At 50.1% G+C, this 18,873-nt stretch carries 16 protein-coding genes; 10 read left to right on the top strand and 6 right to left on the bottom strand.

Annotation, left to right across the window (positions count from 1 at the left end):
- Window positions 1-195 precede the first annotated feature (195 nt).
- Window positions 196-753: a DEAD/DEAH box helicase gene (locus O3276_RS25460; RefSeq protein ID WP_332328195.1), complete on the top strand. Its 558-nt coding sequence runs from the start codon at window positions 196-198 to the stop codon at window positions 751-753.
- Window positions 674-2,023, top strand: coding sequence for a RecQ family ATP-dependent DNA helicase (locus tag O3276_RS07735; protein ID WP_332328249.1), 1,350 nt, complete (start codon window positions 674-676; stop codon window positions 2,021-2,023). Before O3276_RS25460 ends, O3276_RS07735 begins: the two co-directional genes overlap by 80 nt.
- Here the strand turns inward: O3276_RS07735 and O3276_RS07730 are convergent.
- A complete protein-coding gene (locus O3276_RS07730) occupies window positions 1,979-2,494 on the bottom strand; it encodes a SprT family zinc-dependent metalloprotease (protein ID WP_269675115.1) in 516 nt (171 codons plus the stop codon). The two genes, O3276_RS07735 and O3276_RS07730, sit on opposite strands and share 45 nt — an antisense overlap.
- A 114-nt stretch (window positions 2,495-2,608) precedes the next feature.
- Complete coding sequence (locus O3276_RS07725; RefSeq protein WP_269675114.1) at window positions 2,609-3,220, bottom strand: Yip1 family protein; 612 nt, start codon at window positions 3,218-3,220, stop codon at window positions 2,609-2,611.
- 268 nt (window positions 3,221-3,488) lie between these two features.
- On the opposite strand from O3276_RS07725, the gene O3276_RS07720 reads away from it, so the two are divergent.
- From O3276_RS07720 to O3276_RS07685, 8 genes are all read left to right on the top strand, one after another.
- Window positions 3,489-4,301, top strand: a complete 813-nt coding sequence (locus tag O3276_RS07720) for a glucosaminidase domain-containing protein (protein ID WP_269675113.1) — start codon at window positions 3,489-3,491, stop codon at window positions 4,299-4,301.
- A gap of 22 nt (window positions 4,302-4,323) precedes the next feature.
- Entirely contained in the window at window positions 4,324-5,187 is an 864-nt protein-coding gene (locus O3276_RS07715; RefSeq protein ID WP_269675112.1) for a DUF547 domain-containing protein, read from the top strand.
- 239 nt (window positions 5,188-5,426) lie between these two features.
- Complete coding sequence (locus O3276_RS07710) at window positions 5,427-6,239, top strand: DUF547 domain-containing protein (RefSeq protein WP_269675111.1); 813 nt, start codon at window positions 5,427-5,429, stop codon at window positions 6,237-6,239.
- 172 nt (window positions 6,240-6,411) lie between these two features.
- Window positions 6,412-7,452 carry a Gfo/Idh/MocA family protein gene (locus O3276_RS07705; protein ID WP_269675110.1) on the top strand — a complete coding sequence of 347 codons (1,041 nt, stop codon included), beginning with the start codon at window positions 6,412-6,414 and terminating at the stop codon, window positions 7,450-7,452.
- Between the two features lie 288 nt (window positions 7,453-7,740).
- Complete coding sequence (locus tag O3276_RS07700; protein WP_269675109.1) at window positions 7,741-8,892, top strand: acyl-CoA dehydrogenase family protein; 1,152 nt, start codon at window positions 7,741-7,743, stop codon at window positions 8,890-8,892.
- A gap of 43 nt (window positions 8,893-8,935) precedes the next feature.
- Window positions 8,936-10,150: an acyl-CoA dehydrogenase family protein gene (locus tag O3276_RS07695; protein ID WP_269675108.1), complete on the top strand. Its 1,215-nt coding sequence runs from the start codon at window positions 8,936-8,938 to the stop codon at window positions 10,148-10,150.
- A 27-nt stretch (window positions 10,151-10,177) separates the two neighbouring features.
- Window positions 10,178-11,308: an acyl-CoA dehydrogenase family protein gene (locus tag O3276_RS07690; protein WP_269675107.1), complete on the top strand. Its 1,131-nt coding sequence runs from the start codon at window positions 10,178-10,180 to the stop codon at window positions 11,306-11,308.
- A 129-nt stretch (window positions 11,309-11,437) separates the two neighbouring features.
- A complete protein-coding gene (locus O3276_RS07685) occupies window positions 11,438-12,226 on the top strand; it encodes a thioesterase family protein (protein ID WP_269675106.1) in 789 nt (262 codons plus the stop codon).
- Window positions 12,227-12,278: 52 nt separating this feature from the next.
- On the opposite strand, the gene O3276_RS07680 is transcribed toward O3276_RS07685, so the two are convergent.
- From O3276_RS07680 to O3276_RS07665, 4 genes are all read right to left on the bottom strand, one after another.
- Window positions 12,279-13,286: an NAD(P)H-dependent flavin oxidoreductase gene (locus O3276_RS07680; RefSeq protein WP_269675105.1), complete on the bottom strand. Its 1,008-nt coding sequence runs from the start codon at window positions 13,284-13,286 to the stop codon at window positions 12,279-12,281.
- A 130-nt stretch (window positions 13,287-13,416) separates the two neighbouring features.
- Window positions 13,417-15,129, bottom strand: coding sequence for an AMP-binding protein (locus O3276_RS07675; protein WP_269675104.1), 1,713 nt, complete (start codon window positions 15,127-15,129; stop codon window positions 13,417-13,419).
- A 309-nt stretch (window positions 15,130-15,438) separates the two neighbouring features.
- On the bottom strand, window positions 15,439-16,800 hold the full coding sequence (locus O3276_RS07670) for a DUF1329 domain-containing protein (RefSeq protein WP_269675103.1): 1,362 nt from the start codon (window positions 16,798-16,800) through the stop codon (window positions 15,439-15,441).
- Between the two features lie 80 nt (window positions 16,801-16,880).
- Window positions 16,881-18,713, bottom strand: coding sequence for a DUF1302 domain-containing protein (locus O3276_RS07665; protein WP_269675102.1), 1,833 nt, complete (start codon window positions 18,711-18,713; stop codon window positions 16,881-16,883).
- Window positions 18,714-18,873 lie beyond the last annotated feature (160 nt).

Here is an 18,873-nt window from a genome sequence, read left to right as displayed (position 1 = left end):
GGTATCCTGAAAATGTGAAAAGGGATTTTACTCTGGCTTGGCAAGCTATTAAAGCTGCCAATGGGTTGCCGGTGAAGTGTAGGCCAATTGCCGTGAAAAGCAGTGTTATGAAAATTCCGCTAAAGTCCGGGGCTCATGGTGAAATTGATAATAGGACTCCTTATACTGTGATTTTACCTGAAACTTTGCCTGTAGATGTCTGATCCTGCTCTGGATATTTTAAAAAATACCTTTGGTTACCAGTCCTTTCGAGGATTCCAGCAAGAGGTAATTAATGAAATCGTTGCTGGCCGTGATGCCCTGGTATTGATGCCGACAGGGGGAGGGAAGTCGCTCTGTTACCAGATCCCCGCATTATTAAGAGGTGGTACGGCAGTTGTCGTTTCTCCTTTGATTGCCTTGATGGATGACCAGATTAACAGTCTTCGGGAGCTGGGTATTCGTGCCGACTGTCTGCACTCCGCCATGCTGCCGGAAGACCGGCTGCAAGTTGAACGGGAACTGCTGATCGGTGATCTGGATTTATTGTATGTAGCACCGGAAAGACTGCTGACTGAGTCGATGCAGCGGCTGCTGGATCAGATTCAGGTGGCTTTGTTTGCTATTGATGAGGCTCACTGTGTCTCTCAGTGGGGGGCACGATTTCCGGCCAGAATACCTGCAACTCTCCTGTTTGCAAACACGCTTTCCCGGGGTTCCCAGAATTGCCCTGACAGCGACGGCCGATCAGAGAACCCGCCAGGAAATCCGTGAACGACTGGGGCTTGGAGCAGCCCGGGTATTTATCGACAGCTTTAACCGACCCAATATTTTCTACCGGATCAGCCAGAAGAAGCAGGGTAAGCAACAGCTACTGAACTTTCTTAATAAAGAGCATCCCGAAGATTCCGGAATTGTTTATTGCCTTTCCCGTAAGAAAGTGGAGCAGACTGCCGAGTGGTTGGTGTTGTCAGGGCGAAAGGCGCTGCCCTACCATGCAGGACTTTCACCGGAAGAACGTCGGGCCAACCAGCACCGGTTTATCGTCGAAGAAGGGATCATTATTGTCGCGACCATTGCCTTTGGTATGGGGATTGATAAACCGGATGTGCGGTTTGTTGCCCACCTCGACCTGCCAAGAAGTATTGAAGCCTATTATCAGGAGACCGGACGCGCGGGGCGGGATGGTCTGCCCGCTACCGCCTGGATGGTTTATGGCTTACAGGATGTGGTGCTGCTCAAACAGCTGCAGGCCCGCTCCAGTGCCAGCGTGCATATTCAACAGATAGAGCAGCAAAAGCTGGATGCCATGCTGGCGCTTTGTGAGGTGACCGGATGTCGACGACAGGTGTTGTTGAATTACTTTGATGAGCCTCTGGATAAACCCTGTGGCTATTGTGACTTGTGCCTTGAGCCACCGGAAATATGGGATGGGACCGAAGTTACCCGCAAGGCGTTGTCCTGTATTTACCGCAGCGGGCAGAGCTTCGGGGTGGCTCATCTTGTGGATATTCTGCTGGGGAAAAGCACCGATAAAACCCGCCGTTTTGGTCATGATCGTCTGAGCACCTTTGCTATTGGCACCGAGCTGGATCAGAGCAGCTGGCGGTCGGTCTATCGTCAGTTGGTGGCCAGAGGGTACGTGAATGTGGATCACGACAGTCATGGTGCCCTTAAACTGAATGAGCGTTGCCGTTCACTGTTAAAAGGTGATGAGCGTATTCAGTTACGCCGTGATCGTTATGAGCCTTCCCGGAAGTATGAGCAGGAATACCGGGAAGTTGGTCGTGTGGTGGTGGAAGCCCATGATCAGCAATTGTGGGAGGCTTTGCGCCAATGGCGCCGTTGCCATGCTGAGGAACAGAATGTCCCCGCTTATGTCATCCTGAACGACAAGACCCTGATGGAGCTGATAAAGGTTCGTCCTCAATCCCATCTTGAATTGTCGAGAATCACCGGAATAGGGCAATTCAAGCTGGAGAAATACGGCGATGACTTATTAGCAGTTTTGGGGAGCAGCCAGGGCGTTACCGAGGAATGTTAATGGCTCTTTACAGGCGGTGCACAGATAGACCGTTCCCCGTTGCGAGCGGTTGTGTCGTATGGTGCTCAGGTGAATCGTCTTGCCCTGACAGAGGCATCGATACAGCCACTGCTTCCGGCTGCTTCTTCCGGTGTCGTACCGGTGACAACGATCAGCGGGAAGTCTGAATACCCTGATCATGATCCCCTGCCACTCTCGGCCATGGGCCCGGATGTTTCGGCCAAACAGTTCATAGGCCAGCAGGTGGGCCACCTCGTGGGCGACGGTCTGTTGGATAAAGTGCTCACGGTTTTCCTGAAGCAGCACTTTATTAAAGCGCAGTTGATGTTTTGCAATCCACGCCTGACCCGCTGTCTCCCCGGTGAGATCCAGTCGAATATAAGGTTTCTTAAACGGTTGTTGAAAAAAGCTTTCCGCTTCCTGATAAAGCTCAATAATCCGCTGTTCAATTTGGTGAAGGTCGTTCGGCAATGGTTTGTCTGCTCCCTGAGATCGCCCGCAAATCATAGTGGATTGCTCAGGATTGTGAAATCCGTAAGGTACAAAAAAAGCCGCGTAAAACGGCCTTAATCGTTAAGATTGGGACTAATAACTCTGCACATACTCAGGCCCAATGCCCATCCCCCAGAAAATCACGGTAGTGATCATGATGGCAACCAGAACCACCAGGCCAATACAGAGAACCGAGCTGGCATAGATAAAGCCCTGTTCCTGAGGAATCTTCATAAAAATATGGAGACCGCTGTACAGCAGGTAGGCCGTGGCAGACACCGCCACAGTGCCGGCAATAATAGCCAGCCACAGTGATGGATAGAGACCGCAGATACCAATGAGAAACAGAGGATAGGCGGTATAGCAGGTAAAGGCTGTACAGTCTGCCAATGACGGGTCGCTGTTGAAGTTACCGCTCATCCAGTGGATAAACCAACTCATAACCGCAACGCCACAGACCATCGCCAGCCAGGCAAGAATGGACATCCACAGGGCACTCTCCGGTGTGAGTCTTACCACATTGGTGCTGCCGGGAAGGCTCCAGCCAGCCATCGTAGTACCAATGTAAGTGCAGATGGCGGGCAGGGCAGCCAGCCAGATGATTTGGCCAAGGTAGAGCTGGATCAGTCCGAGCGGGTTCTTGCGAATGCTGACCCATTCGTTGTCGGGCTCAGTAAGCAAGCCCCAGAAATGGCTTAGGATCATAACAGTGCCTCCGTGTGTTCGGCAGGATATCAGGCCGCTTCTTCCACTGAAGTGGTGGATACTGATACTGACCGGCGCTTAACCTTTGTTATTATTATTGGCTCTCTGCAGAGGTTTTCCATCGCAGAACCGCGTTAAGCCGCTCCTCAAGTGTTGTCATGTTTCGCCCGGTTTGTAAAGAAGCTGAACGTTTTTTAGTGGATTTTCTGCCTTTTTTGGCCATAAGCCTTTATCCTTTGGCTGATCAAGATGTTTTACTGAGGTACTCATGCTCAATAAGATTGATAAAATAATGTTGGGTGTTTTTCTGGCGTTAATTGTGCTGTCTTTGGGGATTCACTGGCAGGGAAAGTTTGTGTCACGGCCTGAAATGCCGGAACCAGTGGCGGTTGAAAAGACAGAAGCGTTGCCGATTGTGACCATACCGGATTTCAGTAGCATGGTTGATGTCAAGGCCAAGAAAAGTGCTTTCTTTGGCTTCTTATTGCCAATGGTGCAAGAAGAAAATGATACTATTTTACAAAATCGTCAGCGGATTATGGTGTTATCTTCCCAGTCAGAGCTGACGGAGAATGATCGGTTATGGCTGGCTGATATGGGTAGAAAGTACCGTATACGTGATCTGTCAGCTTTTGATAAACAGTTTTTTGCCGGGTTGCTGACGTGTGTCGATATGATCCCTGCTTCTCTTGCCCTGGCCCAGTCGGCTAATGAATCAGCGTGGGGTACTTCACGATTTGCCCGACAGGGTAACAACTTCTTTGGTCAGTGGTGTTTCAGACCGGGATGCGGAATTGTACCCGGGGCTCGCCCGGAAGGAGAGACCTACGAAGTTCAGAAGTTTAAGGATGTTGCAGCTTCGGTCCGGGCTTATATGCACAACCTGAACACCAATCATCAATACAGGGCTTTGAGGCAGCTGCGGGAGCAGAAAAGAGTCAGTCAGGAGCCAGTCACAGGCGTTGACCTGGCCCATGGTTTGCGGGCATATTCCATCCGGGGTGAAGAATATATTGAAGAACTGCTTTCCATGATCAACAGCAATCAACTGCTGCGGTATGATTTAAATAACCAAGGCTAAATAATTAAAAGAAGGAATTCCCGTGACCATATCATTCAGCAATTCTGCCTCGCTCCGTTTTTGCTTTGCCAATCTATGGCGAACAGTAAAAACATTGTCCCTTGCTGCCTTGCTACTCATCCTTCCGGGGCTGGTGATGGCAGCACCTGCCAGCACCTACTGGGCATTTTGGGACAAAAGCAATCCAGAGTCTTCTGCGGTGATCAATCACCATCTCTGGCAGGAGATACTGGATACCTATCTGGCACTTCGCCCGGGTGGCAATCGTTTTCGATATGGGCTGGTCAGTCAGGAAGATCGGGACAAGCTTGATAAATACCTGACGGATATGGCCACCCTGGACCCAAGGACATACTCTTTGGCGGAGCAAAAAGCCTACTGGATCAACGTTTATAACGCGTTAACGGTTGATCTGGTGCTGGAACACTATCCGGTTAAATCCATTACCAAGATTGGCCCGTGGTACCAGTTTGGCCCATGGGATATGGATATCACCCAGGTAGCGGGGCAAAACCTGACGTTGAATGATATTGAACACCGGATTCTCAGACCACTATGGGACGATAGCCGTATTCATTATGCGGTGAACTGTGCCAGCATCGGTTGCCCGGATTTGTCCCCGACGGTGTTTACCGCAGACAATACTGAGCCAATGCTGGATGAACTTGCCAGGCGCTTTATCCGGCAGGAAAAAGGCATGAGCTGGGTGGAAGGCAAGCTGACACTGTCGCGCATCTATGAATGGTATGAACAGGATTTTGTGGATCAGGCGGGGGTTGTTTTGCACCTGCGCCAGTTTGCTTCTCAGGCAAATGCCCAGCGGCTGAAAAAATATACCGGTACGATTCAGTACCAGTATGACTGGCGATTGAATGAGCTGAAGTAGCCCGTTTCTTTGCCGATCTTATACCAATTCCACCTTCTAAATATGAACTGCGCAGCCATTTTGAACAGCTGGATCTTCGTTGGAATTCCTCGCAATAGCCCTGCTATTACTCGTCATTCCGCCTTGCCCAGCTGTCCAAAATGACTTGCTCGATCTCATATTTAGAAGGCGGAATTGGTATTAATCAGGCGCTTCACCAAAGGATGGCTCTGAAATAACGCTAAAAAAAGGTGCCATGTATGGCCAGATACGTCGTTTCAGCTTTGCTCTTATTGTGCAGTATTGCGGTCCAGGCGGTTCCATCCCCGGATCGCTGGTCATACTGGGATAAGGCTGACCAGAGTAGTGAGCAGGTGGTTGATCACTCACAATGGCAGAACTTTCTGGATCGCTACGTAATACTCTCTGAATCAACCGGAATGTATATGGTGGAGTATGGGCGTGTTACCAAAACTGAAAAAGGCAGCCTGGATGCTTATCTGAACAGCCTTGCCGGGCTGGACCCCAGAAAGCTGAATCGTACCGAGCAGCTGGCTTATTGGATCAACCTGTATAACGCATTAACCGTTGACCTGATCCTTGATTACTACCCGGTCAAGTCCATTACCAAGTTGGGCAAGGGATGGTTCCGTATGGGGCCCTGGCGGGATGAACTTATCATGGTTGCTGGTCAGACTATCTCTCTGCACGATATTGAGCATCGAATTCTCCGCCCCATCTGGAACAATCCCCGGATTCACTATGCACTGAACTGTGCCAGTATTGGCTGCCCTGATTTATTGCCTGATGCGTTCCGGGGAAAAAGGATTGATCAACAGTTGGCGGCAGCCGCCCGACGCTTTATTAATCAGAAAAAAGGCGCAACCCTGGTCAATGGTCGCCTGGTGCTGTCCAGTATTTTTGACTGGTATGAAGATGACTTTATTGATAAAGATGGGGTATTGAACGAGATAAAGTCATTTGCCAGCGGTGATTTAAAGCATCAATTGGAAAACTACAGAGGACGGATCAGTTACCGTTACAACTGGAAGCTTAATGAATACAGGCCGTAATAAAATAGTGTTGTCGTTTTTGCCATTTCATCTTTCCTGCCTTGCTAGTGATATTATTGCTTTGCGTCAGACATCTTGCGTTTATTCCATCCCCTTACCCTGATTGTATTGGTTCATTCCCGGGGTTCTGTTAATTTTGCCGGGCATTACCCGTTATCAAGAGCAAATGTTAATGAATCAGGAAGTACTGTCTGTTGCCTCAGCAGACAAAGCAACACCTCTGAAAGTTGCACTGATTGGCTATGGCTGGTGGGGCGCTGAAGCCTACACTCCGGCTATTCAACAAGATGGCCGAGCAGAAATTGTTGCCGTTTGTGCCCGCAGTGAAGCCACCCTGGACAAAGCCCGTAGTAGCCTTGGCGATTCTCTCCGGCTGTATACCTGTCTGACAACCATGCTGGCCGAAGAAACACTGGATGCGGTTTTTCTGGCCGTGCCTGACAAACTCCATGAACAGTACCTGCTTCAGGTGATTCAATCCGGGGTGCCGACTTTTTACGAGCCACCGATCTCTCACGAGGCGGCACGTATCCCCATCATGGTGGACAAGCTTCTGAGTGCGCCGCAGCTGCTCCATGGTGATACCGAGCTGGTTTATGCGCCGGTGTTTGCCAAAGCATTTGAGTGTGCCCAAAGTGGTCTGCTGGGTGACATACGCCATATCAACCTGCGCCTGAATTCCAGCTGGGGGCCGCTGACAGATAACGGCCTGTCACTGATGAACAATATTGCCCCCTGGTACATTGATGTTATCTGTCGTGTTGTCAACCAGCTGCCACTGCGGGTCATGGTGTTTGAGGATCAGGAATATATTCAGGCTCGCACCCAGAGTCAGAGTCAGGCAGTGCTGGATTTTGGCAGGGTGAGTGCTACTTTCCGGGCCAATATCGCCTCTGCCGCAGTATCCGATGAAACTGTGCTGGAGGTCTATGGCACCGAAGGTGAGCTGACCGCCAGTTATTTCACCGGCGAGTTCCGGCTGCGCGTTAAGGGTGACCAGGACTGGCGCAGTGAACAGATCGATCCAACATTGCCAATTGCTGGCTGGCCCGGCATGCATGAGTCGGTTAAAGACTTCTTTGATGCCTTGCTCAGCGGCGGCCAGACCCAAAATAACCCGGTGCGGATGGCGCAGCTCTGTGCCATTGGTGCCGCTGCCGAGCAGTCACGGAATCATCGCAACTGGGTCGATATCGATTACCCACAATGCTGATTCCTCCCCCCGGATAAACTGTCTCGATGCAGGTCGACTCCCATGGGAGTCGGCTCGTGACCGGCAAGAAATACCTGCAAATAAACGACTGATGTTTGTTTTGTGTTATCACCCCGCCTCTATTAAGCACTCCCCCCATATTTAATTTTTTCTATTGATTAATCGACAGGTTTTGTTTATTTTGGCATTTGATTTCGCAAAGCGAAACTAGTGGATTGCAAAATGATTAAATAATAAGAACAGATGTTGTCTGGCCACAGGAATCGTTCCGGACAATGGGGTAAACCAATGATTAGAGATCAGGAAACTCTTGACCAGTTGCTGGATAGCATTGCCCGCTTTGTCCGGGGTCGACTGGTGCCTGCTGAGGCTCAGGTTGCAGAACAGGATGAAATTCCCGAAGTGATTATCAGGGAGATGAAAGAGCTGGGTTTATTCGGGTTAACCATACCGGAGGAGTTCGGTGGACTGGGTTTAACCATGGAGGAAGAAGCCCAGGTGGCCATGGCATTGGGTCGCACCTCACCGGCTTTTCGCTCACTGATTGGTACCAACAATGGCATTGGTTCCGCAGCCATCGTCTTTGATGGTACTGATGATCAAAAAAAGAGATACCTGCCAAAATATGCCACCGGGGAGTTGATTGGCTCTTTTTGCCTGACCGAACCGGATGTGGGTTCAGATGCGTCTGCGATCAAAACCACCGCCAGGCTCGAAGGTGATCATTATGTACTCAATGGTACCAAACGATTTATCACCAATGCGCCCCGGGCAGGCACTTTCACGGTTATGGCCCGTACCAATCCTGCCATTAAAGGTGCCCGGGGCATATCAGCCTTTATTGTTGAAGCCGGTAGCGCAGGCATTTCCCTGGGTGTTAAAGATAAAAAGATGGGACAGGCCGGTTCCCATACGTCCGATGTCATTTTTGATGATGTCCGCGTTCCCGTAGAGAACCTTATTGGCGGCAAGGAAGGCGAAGGGTTTATTGCTTCCATGAAAGTACTTGACCGTGGTCGTTTGCACATTGCAGCCCTGAGCATTGGTATTGCCGAACGCCTGATAGACGACGCCCTGCAGTATGCCATGGACCGCCAGCAATTCGGCAAACCCATCGCCGAACACCAGATGATTCAAGCCATGCTGGCAGACTGCAAGACCGAAACCTATGCGGCCAGATGCATGGTGATGGATGCTGCCCGACAGCGTGATGAAGGCAAGTTAATCAGTACAGAAGCTTCCTGCTGCAAATTGTTTGCTACCGAAATGGTGGGCCGGGTCGCTGACCGGGCAGTACAGATTCATGGTGGCTCGGGGTATATCTCCGAGTACGCTGTTGAACGTTTCTACCGGGATGTGCGTTTGTTCCGTCTGTACGAAGGCACCTCGGAAATCCAACGCATGATTATTGCTCGAAATATGGTTAAAGCTGCGAGCTGAGATCTGCGAACCTTAAATAATAATAAGTAACCGGGACGTTGTTATGAATATTGATTTTTCTCCAGAAGAGCTCGCCTTTCAAAAAGAGGTTCAGGCGTTTCTCGCTGATAAATTGCCTGCGGATATCAGTGAAAAAACGCTGAAAGGTACACATCTGACCAAAGAAGACTATGTGTCCTGGCAAAAAATCCTGCACGCTCAGGGATGGGCAGGCGTCAACTGGCCCGTTGAGCACGGTGGCACTGGCTGGTCTCCAACCCAAAAGCATATCTGGGCGGAAGAGTGTGCCAAGGCGGGCGCGCCTGAGGTCATGCCTTTTGGCTTAAATATGGTGGCACCAATTATCTACACCTTTGGAACTGAAGAGCAAAAGCAACGGTTCCTGCCGGATATTCTGGCGACCAATGTCTGGTGGTGTCAGGGGTATTCCGAGCCTAATGCCGGTTCTGACCTTGCCTCTATGAAAACCACTGCCGTACGTGACGGTGATGACTACGTTGTTAATGGCACCAAAACCTGGACCACCCTTGGCCATTATGCCGACTGGATATTCTGCCTGGTGCGCACCGGCAGCCCTGGGATAAAGGATCAGGAAGCCATCAGCTTTCTATTGATTGATATGGATCACCCGGGCATCACCGTGTCCCCCATTATCACGCTGGATGGTCACAGGGAAGTGAACGAAGTGCACTTTGATAACGTCAGAGTGCCGGTGGCCAACCGTGTTGGTGAAGAGGGCAAGGGTTCGACCTATGCCAAGGTGCTGCTGACCCATGAGCGCACCGGCATCGCCAGGGTGGCTATTTCCAGCCAGCGTATGGAATCCCTGAAGAAGCTTGCCGCATCAACCCCGGATAGCAGCAGTACCCAGACTGGCGGAACTTTGCTGACCAACCCGGCCTTTTCCCAAAAACTGGCCGAAGTGGAAATCGAATTGCTGGCCCTTGAATACACCAATCTGCGTACCCTGGCCGCTGTCAGTACAGGGTCTGCACCCGGTCCGGAATCGTCGATTCTCAAAATCAAAGGCTCCGAAGTGACCCAGATGATCGATGAACTCTATGTAGAGGTCGCCGGTTATTACAGCATGCCTTTTGTCAAAGAGCAGTTTGTCGATGGGTTTGATGGTGTCGCGGTTGGGCCAGGTACTGCCGCCAATAGTGCTCCCAAATATTTTAATAATCGCAAAGCGTCGATTTATGGGGGCAGCAACGAAATACAGAAAAATATTATTTGCAAAGCGGTACTGGGACTTTGAGCAACGCAGGCATTTGAGGATTGACGTATGAATTTTTCTTATAGCGATGAACAGAAGATGCTGCAGGACAGCGTTGCTAAATTTGTTCAACAGGATTACGACTTTGACCACCGCCGTCAACTGGTGGATAGCGCAACGGGGTTCAGTAACGATCACTGGCAACTGTTTGCCGAGCTGGGTTGGCTGATGGTTCCTTTTACTGAGGCCGATGGTGGCCTTGGTGGTTCCGCCGTTGATCTGATGATCGTCATGGAAGCGTTTGGTAAAGGCATGGTGGTGGAACCCTTTCTGGCCAGTGCCATCCTGGGCGGTGGATTAATAGCGGCGACCGGCAACGAGGCCCAGAAGGAGGAGCTGCTGGGTGTGCTGATGGAAGGTCGGCTGCAGTTGGCTTTTGCCTTTGCTGAACCGCAAAGCCGTTACAATCTTGCGGATGTTGCCATGACCGGCGCCTCTGGAGATGACAGCTATACCCTCAATGGCCAGAAGTCCGTGGTATTGAATGCCCCGGCTGCTGACTATTTGATTGTGGCGGTACGTACCACCGGAGCGCAGCTGGATGTTGATGGTATCAGCCTGTTACTGGTTGATAGCCAGACGGCAGGGATTGATATTCGTGATTATACAACAGTGGATGGTCACCGGGCGGCTGAAGTCAGCTTTACTGATGTCAAGGTACCGGCCAGTAACCTGCTGGGCGCTGAAGGTAAAGCACTCCCTGTTATCGAACAGATGATTGACCGCGCGTCACTGGCCTTGTGTGCCGAAGCGGTGGGGGCAATGGAAGTTGCTTATAAGAAAACAGTCGAATATACCCGGACCAGAAAACAGTTCGGTGTTCCCATTGCCCGTTTCCAGGCCCTGCAACACCGTATGGCCGATATGTTTATCGAGTATGAGCAGGCACGCTCCATTCTGATTATGGCCGCCATGCAGCTGGATGCCAATCAGGGTATTGCGCCAAAAGCCGTTTCTGCCGCGAAAAGCCGGGTGGGCAAAGCTGCCCGCTTAATTGGTCAGGAAGCCGTGCAATTACACGGCGGCATTGGTGTAACCGACGAGCTGGATGTTGGTCATCTGTTCAAACGACTGACCACTATCCAGTATTTGTTTGGCAGCACTGACTTCCATACCCAGCGTTTTGCCGCGGCAGAATAAATAACGGGCAATGCTCCACTTACCGGGGGGCGACGGATGTCAGGTTAAAGCTCCCTGGTTGAATCTTTTCTATTTCTCTATTGGTGAGTCATGTCGTATCAATTTGATTTGGCTACAGGTGTTGAATCTGTGGGGACAAATCGCTGGCAGGCACAGATATCGAAGGACTGGTTCTTTCGCGTTGCGCCCAACGGTGGCTATATGATGTCCATTGTGGCACGGGCCATGGGCAAGGCTTTTTCCCGGGGCGAGTACAATCATTGTGATCCCATTTCCGCCACGGCGACTTTTATCAATCCGGCGGATGCAGGCGGTGCTGAGATTGAAGTAATTACTCACCGACAAGGGAGGCGCTTTTCTCAGGGGATAGCGACTTTAACGCAAAACGGTAAGCCCTGTGTGCAACTCATGGCCACTTACGGGAATATCGGATCCATGGACGGTGCAACCTGCAACGAATTCAGCGCCCCCGCCATGCCCCCGCCAGAGGACTGTGAACTGTTGCCTGCTGATATCATCTCTTTTCGTGAACAAGTGGAAACACGGCTGGTGCCTGATGATTTCCAGTTTTTTCATGGCGGGGGTAAAGGGCGAATGGAACATTACGGCTGGCTTCGCTTTGCGGATCATCGACCCGCTGATCTGTTGGCGCTGTTGACCTTTGCTGATGCCTTGCCACGGGCCGTGGGCATGCGAACGGGCGTTATGGGCTGGTTACCGACCCTGGATTTGACTGTCCAGTGTCTGGCAAAGCCTGCGCCCGGCTATATTGTCACAAAGTTCAGCAGTCGTATGTTAGCGAATGGCGTTCTGGAAGAGCAGGGGGAGATGTGGGACAGTACCGGCAAACTGGTGGCCGTCTGCCGACAGTCTGCAACCATTCGCGTGCCTGAAGACAAGCTTGCCTTACTGAGGTAGATAATCATGTTATACATCGCCTTTCCCCCGTGTGCGCCAGTCCGGTGCTTCGTTATTGTGATGACAAGCCTGGCAGGTGCTCTATACGCTCACAGGCAGCGATATATTCAGCGTTAAGGGATTCCACAATATCACCCAGTGGCTCACTCTTGTTGACGAAGGCGAGGGACTGGCCTGCAGCAAGTACCCCTCTGCGGGTATCCCCTGAAACATAAGCATCGCGGCCAATTTTACCGCTGATATAAGGCATCAAATCCTGAATAGTGACATCCTTAACTTCTGATTCAGTGGCCTGTACGATATCTGTCGTTTCATTTTTCAAAGCTCTGACCGTGTTACGAATGCTGGACATAATTAATGTGGTATCTGACTCTGACGCTTCAATCAGTCGCTGTTTATAACCGTCGTGCGCCCATATCTCTTCAGCCACCAGGAAGCGGGTGCCTATAACCACCCCGGCAGCGCCCATGGCCAAGGCCGCTGCAATCTGTGCTCCATGACCAATGCCGCCGCCAATCAGAAAGGGAATATCCAGTTTTTCCAATGCCATTGCCGAGTTAACAAAACTGCCAATCATCTCCATCCCGGGGTGGCCGCCACACTCTGCTCCGACGATGGACACCGCATCCACACCGATAGCCTGCGCTTTCAGTGCATAGCGCAATGATGGCACTTTATGTAGCACCTTAACCCCCGCTTCATGGAGCAATGGGATAAATGCTTCAGGGTTTCTTCCTGAGGTTTCAACAATCTTAACCCCTTCCTCAATAATTACTTTGAATACCGATTCCGTTTTTTCTCCGGGAACCAACTTGGGCAGCATGGAGACGTTAACGCCAAAAGGATTTCCGTCTGCCTGTTCACGGCATGTTCGAATCTGGCGGCGTAACTCGTCGTCATCAGGAAAGGAGGCCGCCGTGATAAATCCCAATACGCCGGCACGGGCGGCAGCTGCCACATAGTTTGCATCAGACAGCCACATTAGCCCGCCGGCAACGATAGGATGTCTGGTGCCAAACAGTTCTGGAAGAGTTGGTTTTGCATGGCCGGAACGGTGCATTAGTGACATCTCCTTGTTAATGCATAAAGGTGGTTTGATTTTTGGTGTATTTGTCAGGGATTTATCCCCACCTTTTGGTGGGGCGGTTTATTTGGGTGATATTATTTTTTGCGTTATAGGCCTGGCGGATTTAACGGGTACCTTGTGCTTTGATCTCTTCTGAACGAAGTTCCTTGCGCAGTACTTTGCCAACGGGCGTCATTGGCAGTTCATCCCGGAACTCGACCTGTTTCGGAATTTTGTAGCCTGTGAGGTTGAGCCGACAATATTCCTGCACTTCTTTAGCTGACAGGGTCTTATCCTCAGGAATCACAAAGAGTTTAATGGCTTCGCCGGTTTTTTCGTCAGGGATACCGATAGCAGCGCAGTTCTGGACTTTCTCATGTCCGGATACCACATCTTCAATCTCATTGGGATAGACATTGAACCCTGAGACCAGCACCATATCTTTAATACGGTCAACAATGCTCACATAACCATCTTCCCTGATTATTCCCACATCGCCTGTTTTAAACCAGCCATCGTCGGATAACACATTAGCTGTCTCGTTGGGACGATTCCAATACCCTTTCATCACTTGCGGCCCTTTGATACACAGTTCACCGCGCTCACCCAGTGGCAGCTCTTCCCCCTGTTCATTGATGACTTTTAACGCGGTTCCCACCGCTGGTATGCCAACCGTTCCCAGTTGCGTATAGACATCTGCAGGATTGGAACACACCACGGGAGACGTTTCAGAAAGGCCGTAGCCTTCGGATATCCTGCAACCGGTGATCTCTTGCCACTGCTCAGCAATGGCAGACTGAAGCGCGGTACCACCGGAAACCGTTAACCGCAGGTGCGAGAAGTCAAGACGCTTGAAGTCCGGATGGTTCATCAAGCCGGAAAACAACGTATTAAGCCCGATAAAAATATCAAATTTATGCGGCTTCAGTATTTTCATAAAAGCATCAATATCCCGGGGATTAGGGATCAGAACACTATGGCCTCCCAATTTGAAAAAGGCCATGAGATGCACAGTAAATGCATAGATATGATAGAGCGGCAGGGGAGCCGTAGCGGTAAAACCGTTGGGGTTGGCCAAAGGTTTACCGTTGTCGTCAGTCTGGGACTGATTGTTAGCCGTTTGCAGGACATTACTGACCAGATTACCATGAGTCAGCATGGCACCTTTCGATACCCCGGTAGTTCCACCTGTGTATTGCAGAACCGCCAGATCATCGGGTTTTGCCGGAGCAGGTTTCTGATATTGATGATTGCTCCCCAGTTTCATGGCCTGATTAAAACTCACGGCCTGGGGAAGACTGTAGTCCGGCACCATTTTACGAATATGCTTTACCGCCAGATTGATCAGGGTCCGTTTAGGCCAGGAAAGCAGGTCGGCCATTTCCGTGATCACCAGGTGTTCGATGTCGGTATCCTGAATAATATCAGCCACCATATGCCCAACCATATTAAGACAGATTAGCGCCCTGGCTCCGGAATCGACCAGTTGTGTCTTCATTTCCCTGGCCGTATACAGTGGGTTGATATTCACCACAACCAGGCCAGCTTTAAATGCACCGTAAACGACAACAGGATACTGCAACAGGTTTGGCATCTGTATTGCGATACGGTCACCTGGCTGAAGTTTTGTATGATTTTGCAGATAGCATGCAAACGTCGTACTTAAGCGGTCAACCGTATTGAATGTAAGCGTCTTACCAAAGCCGGTAAACGCTGGTCGGTTACCATGTTGTTGGATCGCACGTTCAATCAATTCAACAAGATTGTTGTATTCATTAAGATCAATTCGGTCTGAAACTCCGGGAGCTCTTTTTCCATCCCAAAAAACGGCATCCATACACGCCTCTTTTTATTATTGGTTAACTACCTGCATCCAGAGGACTGGATAATGGTCTTCGTAGTTAATTAATGTATTTTTTCTAAATAACGTTCGATTGCAAGACCCATGAACACCCCATAATCGGTTTACTGCAGCGGGTTAACTTATCTGCAATGATACGTGAGGAGTATGTTGACTTTCCGTTGCGGGTTCTGGGTATCAGGGTGAACGGAGATCGTATACATCAAACTCATCGAAATGGTGAGGTTACCGGGAACAAATGGTATTTTGCCATTTGTTCCCGTATCAGCCTGGTTACCAGTAAGCTTAACGTTTGCCCAGTCGACGCAGGTTGGCTGATTTCCAGAAGGAAAGTGGCTTCTGCTCTGCCAGTATATTACGCATGCCGACATCGCCATTTTCCATATTGGATACGGAATAAGTGGCATTAGCAAGGTCATGATAGACAGTAGGCGATGACATCATAGAGGGGATCTCATAAGCCATTTTCAGGTGAGCTGTATTTACTTTCCATAATCCTCCCCGGCTATCATAGGCTTCCATAATGGCTCCCGCCCAGCTGTCTTCATCCAGATACATACGGCGCTTGCTGTATATATGTCGGTTACCTTCTTTCAGGTTGCCCTCTATCACCCAGACACGGTGAAGTTCCCAACGGGTATAGTCAGGATTCAGGTGGTGAGGAGTCAGCAGCGTCTCACTCGAAAGGTCTTTACTGGCAAGCGCATAGCTATTATAGGGAATATACATTTCCTGCTTGCCCACGATCTGCCAGTCAAAGCGGTCCGGGGAACCGTTATAAAGATCGACTTCATCGGTGAGTATAAAACCGGTAGGTGTGTCATAAGCGGTGGTGGGCGCTTTCTTCACCCGGCGCTGTCCTGGCAGATAAATCCAGGCTTTCCTGGGCTCTGCCACCTGATCAACGGTCTCTTTAACCAGTGTCAGCTCACCAGCATCACGTACCGGTGTAATCTGCTCTCTGAGATAGAAAAACAGCGTGTTGTCCAGCTCCTCGGCTGTTACGTTTGGATCATAATACTTGAAGTAGGCGTCATACTTGGAGACCTCACGCTTCACTTGTCCGGAAGGCTGAACCAGTGCCGCTTCATTGACGCCTTCCACGTTAATGCCCTGCCACCGGGTAATATGATTCCAGATAATTTCATTGGCATTTTGCGGGATAGGGAAAGGTATTCCGGCAATAGCGCCGCTGAAACCATTACCGTCGTTGGCCAGCTGGGCGCTGGTGGCGTTATTCAGCGTATTGTTGACGACGCGCTCCGGTGCGGTAAACGTCCGGTGTGTTTTATACACCGGAATACGGAATGTATCTGGATAGGCTTCGAGCATGGCGATAATACCAGTGCTTAGCTTATCCTGATGCTCCTTATAGTTTTCTGCCGTGATTTCGAACAGGGGTTTTTCATCCGCGAATGGGTCGGCGCGTGTCACTCTTTCCGGGTCGTAACCATTGTCCACAGAAACCAGTTTGCCGGTCCAGGCTGGAATAGTGCCCTCTTTATTGCCCGCCCTTTCGGCACCAAACGGTGTGAGTTCGCTGGTTAATCGCTTGGCTTCCATGTTATCAACGGCTGCGAGCGACAAACTTGAAAAGGTAATGCCGACCGCTATAGCCAGCGTTGAAAATAAGGGTCTTGTTTTCATCCGTTCACCTCATTATTTTTGTTATTTTTTAAATGGCTTCGTTCGGATTGCCATAACGAAGCCTTTTATTTTTCCGGTGATTAAAAGGAGTACGCCACGCTAAAGGCGACATTGTCCCGGTCTCTCTGGTCGCTTTGGCTGTTCCAGGCGTTATAGCTCAGTTCGGCAGAGATATTGCTGCCGTAGTCTGCAGCAACCTTGGCACTGTAGCTTATGGCCCCCTGATCGTCTCCGTGGAGTTTATCATTGAGCGTCAATGATGGGGATAAGTCCAACCCGGGCAGTACGTTGTCGTATGAGCCGCTCAGAACCAGTGTGTACTCATAAGAGTTTTTGCTTAAGTTGGAAAAGTTGGCCACATCGGTAATGCTGCCGGGTATGATTTTACCGGAAACCTCTGAGATAAGGTTGATATCATCAGCACCAAGGTTTGGTCCGAAATTGTGGGTTGCGTTGACTGTCCAGGTGTATAGCTTGTCACGCCGGTAAAGATTGGTTTTTGTGCCTGAGCCAACGGTTCCTACTGCACCCAAGTCTATAGTGCCCATTGATCCTCCACCTGTCAGAGCACTGCTGGCCAGGGTTGCAAATTCTGCCCGATTGGTAGAGAACGGCATATTAGGGCGATAAGTGACTTCCATACCGATACTGGTTTCACCGATATTACCGGACAGGCTTAAGCCGTAGAGACGGATATCTTCAGGGTATGCAAGGTCATAGTAGGTGTTGTTGAGGTAATACAATCCATCTGAAAGACCCAATAATGCTGTTGCTTGGTCAATTTCTACTTGTGTGGAAGTTGGTGTTAATGCTGAATATGCTGTTAAACCAGCTTGACACAACGCAGCATATCTACCTGCGGCGGGGCCGGGTAACTGAGAGAAACACCCACTCTGCGCCCCTGTTTCTAGAGCAGCATAAGGAGCACGACTGTGATAGTTCATAAAGAACAACGAAGCTTCGACTTCAGAAAATTCATAACGCAGCGCGAGACCAAACTGACCGTCATCTGAAGCATCGATTTTCTGCCCTTGTCGGGCAATAGGTACAATACCGTTAGTATCATTCAGGCCAGGGATTAAAGCGGGCGGTACTATTGGCGGAAGAAGGCCACTAATATCTGAAATAACCCCCAAGGTACCATCACCAAAGATATCCTCCGTACTCATATAAGCCCCATTGGGTATCAACTCATGAGACTCCCACTCAAACTTATAAAACGCTTCCATACTGAGATTGTCGGTAATTCCCGCCTGCACATACGCCATATTCACCGGCAATGTATGGTTACGCAGTTCTGCCCCCGGAAGGCGCAGCCCGGCAATATCGTAAGGGTTGGCAGAGTTTATACCGCTGGTAAAAAAGAGCGCTTCCCCCCAGTTAATCACCTGACGACCCAGTCGGAAGGACAGCGGTTGGTCAGCAACATAACCATCCCAATAGGCATAGGCATCAAGAAGTCTTGCACCAGAAGCTGAGTCTTTGAGATCTTCAGAAAAGCGGGTTTCACTGCCGGAGTTGGAATAAATATTGCCATCTCCGGTCGGGTCTTTATCTTTCAGTTGGCTGTCATACCAGGCGTTGGCCCGCAAAAACAGGCCGTAATCATCTTTGCTCACTTCCAGGTCTAAGGTAATGCTGAAGATGTTCGAGACTAACCCGGTATCAAAATTATAATTACCGTCATTGGTATTGATATTGAGGTTGTCATCATCCCTGTCTTCTACTCGCCACATGGCACTGTATTTTACCTGGGTATCCAGCGAGATATTGACATCATTTTCTGTGGTCCAGCTGACGGCCTGACTGACACCGGGCATGGTGCCCAGAATAGCCAGCGTGAGTAGATAAGTTGATTTTCTGATTCCAACAGGCCGTTCCATCTGCCCGGAAGCACGGTGATTTTTTTGCATGTTGCTAAGGTCTCCTGCTCCTTCTTGCCACTACTGCCCTCAGTAGTCGGTTTCAGGTTTTTGTTGTTTTGGTTTTTTTTACGACCCTTTAACCTGTTGAAATGCACTTCCATGGAGACGACTGCATCAGTTCAGTTAAAGGTTCAGGGGTTCATATCAG

Source organism: Endozoicomonas sp. GU-1 (genome assembly GCF_027366395.1).
Classification (GTDB): Bacteria; Pseudomonadota; Gammaproteobacteria; order Pseudomonadales; family Endozoicomonadaceae; genus Endozoicomonas.
The sequence above is the reverse complement of the archived record's forward strand: the minus strand, read 5'-3'. Positions and strand labels throughout refer to the sequence as shown.